This window comes from Microcystis sp. M49636_WE2, assembly GCF_030065375.1.
Taxonomy (GTDB): Bacteria; Cyanobacteriota; Cyanobacteriia; order Cyanobacteriales; family Microcystaceae; genus Microcystis; species Microcystis aeruginosa_C.
This window is the reverse complement of the sequence record NZ_JASJFG010001077.1, coordinates 1-2,123: the sequence shown is the minus strand read 5'-3', so window position 1 is coordinate 2,123 and position 2,123 is coordinate 1. Positions and strand designations below refer to the sequence as shown.

The 2,123-nt window shown below is 43.1% G+C and carries 2 protein-coding genes; one reads left to right on the top strand and one right to left on the bottom strand.

Annotation, left to right across the window (positions count from 1 at the left end):
* Positions 1-534: GAF domain-containing protein (locus PX484_RS24990; RefSeq protein ID WP_288106094.1), on the bottom strand; the 534-nt coding region annotated here is incomplete at its 3' end.
* A gap of 239 nt (positions 535-773) precedes the next feature.
* Between PX484_RS24990 and lnt the strand changes: the two genes are divergently transcribed.
* Positions 774-2,123, top strand: a 1,350-nt coding sequence (gene lnt / locus PX484_RS24985) for an apolipoprotein N-acyltransferase (protein ID WP_288106091.1), incomplete at its 3' end; no start/stop codon positions are given.

Below are 2,123 nucleotides of genomic sequence, written 5' to 3'. Positions count from 1 at the left end.
CACAAAACGAGATTTTAACATCCCTTGCAAATGAAAAATTTGCAGGGATTGGGCAGCCTGTTGAGCGAATAACTGCAAGATTTCTAAATCTAATGGTTCAAAATGTTTTTTGTCTAGGGGAAAACTGAGATTAATTACTCCAATTATCTGCTGATTCAGAATAATCGGTACGGATATAAAACTATTATTATTTGCTCTTTTTGGATAACTGGCTGCACTGGCAAATGATGATCGAGTTATATCCTTAATTAGTAAAGGTTTCCCTGTGGCCGCTACATTGTCGGCAATAGCTTGATCAAGTTTAATTATTTCTTGATCAGCCAAAGGTGATAGCTCATCATAATGGGCAAAAACTTCTAGATAATCGGTAATTTCCCCTTTTAATTCCTGTGGAGAGCTTAACAGGATTAAACAGCGCCGCGCTCGCAATTGATGAGCGCTCATACTAGCTATTTTCCGAAAAATATCTTCGAGATTTTCCTCAACATTCAAGACAAGAGCCAGAGCCGTTATTTTGGGGTTAAAATTATCCATGTATTCAATCATTTATTCAGTCCGAGTTTAGACTTTTAGGGTAAGGGTGACATTCCCCATCTCCCTGTTTGTCTGAGTCTATAGCGTGCCATAGCATCTGATCGAGGGGCTTTTTTACTCGCTAACTGATCTATTGTAGATGTACTGAAAAACTTCTGTCTGTCTCTTGTTTTTTGTCTTCCCTCTAGCTACTCTGAGATCTAGTAGGTCAGAGGAGTTTAACCTGACTGGAGTGAAAGATGGTGCGTTTTCTCTGGGCAATTTTGGCCGGTGTGGGGATGGGGATAACAGTAGCGCCGGTTTCTTGGTGGTTACTCGCTTGGATTTCTCTCGTCCCCCTGTGGATTATTGTGAGATTAGGGGAAAAATCCCTAAAAAAACAGCTTTTATACGGTTTTGGCTGGGGTTTTGCCTACCATGGTCTCGCTTTATTCTGGATCACGGGAATTCACCCGATGACGTGGATGGGTGTCCCCTGGTTAGCGAGTTTGTCAATTGCTCTGTTTTGTTGGCTGTTTATTACTTTTTGGGGAACGGCGATCGTGCTAACTTGGACGTTAGTTATGTTTTATGTCAACAAAAGTGTTAATCAGTCATCTTTTAGGGATGCTCTCCTGCGGGTTTTCATCGGTACTGCCCTCTGGTGTGGGTTAGAATCTCTCTGGAGTCAATCCCCTCTCTGGTGGACTACCCTTGCTTATAGTCAAAGTCCCCATAATTTATTGATTCTGCAATTGGGCAAATTATCGGGTTTTACGACGGTAACGGCGGCAATTGTGGCAGTTAACGGTTTAATCGCCGAAAGCTTGCTCCTAATCCGTCAATCGCGGCAAAATCTCGCTTTTCTCTCTTTACCCCTCCTCATTTGTTTGAGCCTGCATCTCTGGGGATGGAATGTTTACCATAAACCGCTCGAAAAGTCAAGGGATTTAGGGATAAAAATTGGCGTAATTCAGGGCAATATTCCCAACACGATTAAACTTTCGCCCCTAGGATTTCAAAAGGCACTCGAAGGTTACACCTCTGGTTATCAAATTCTCGCCGATCAAGGAGTAGATGCCGTCTTAACTCCTGAAACCGCCTTACCCTATTATTGGGAGAACTTAGTCAATAATAGCTCGATTTATTCGGCAATTTTAGCCAAAAAAACGCCGATCTGGTTGGGTGCATTTGGCAAGGTGGACAAGGGTTATAATAATAGTCTCTTGACCATTGATGGCGAGGGACAGGTGATTAGTCGGTATGATAAAGTAATTCTCGTGCCTTTAGGCGAATACGTTCCTTTTCAGGAAATTTTAGGCGGAATTGTTGATCGCCTTTCTCCCTTGCAAGCGCATTTAATACCGGGAGATGCCGATCAAATTATTGACAGTCCTTTCGGTAAAATCATTGTGGGCATTTGTTACGAGTCGGCTTTTTCCGAACATTTTCGCCGTCAAACTGCTAGGGGAGGCGAATTTATTATTACTGCTTCTAATAACGCCCATTATAGCCACGCCATGCCCGCTCAACACCATGCTCAGGATACCATGCGAGCGATCGAAACCGATCGATGGATGGCCCGGGCCACCAATACAGGTTATTCTGCT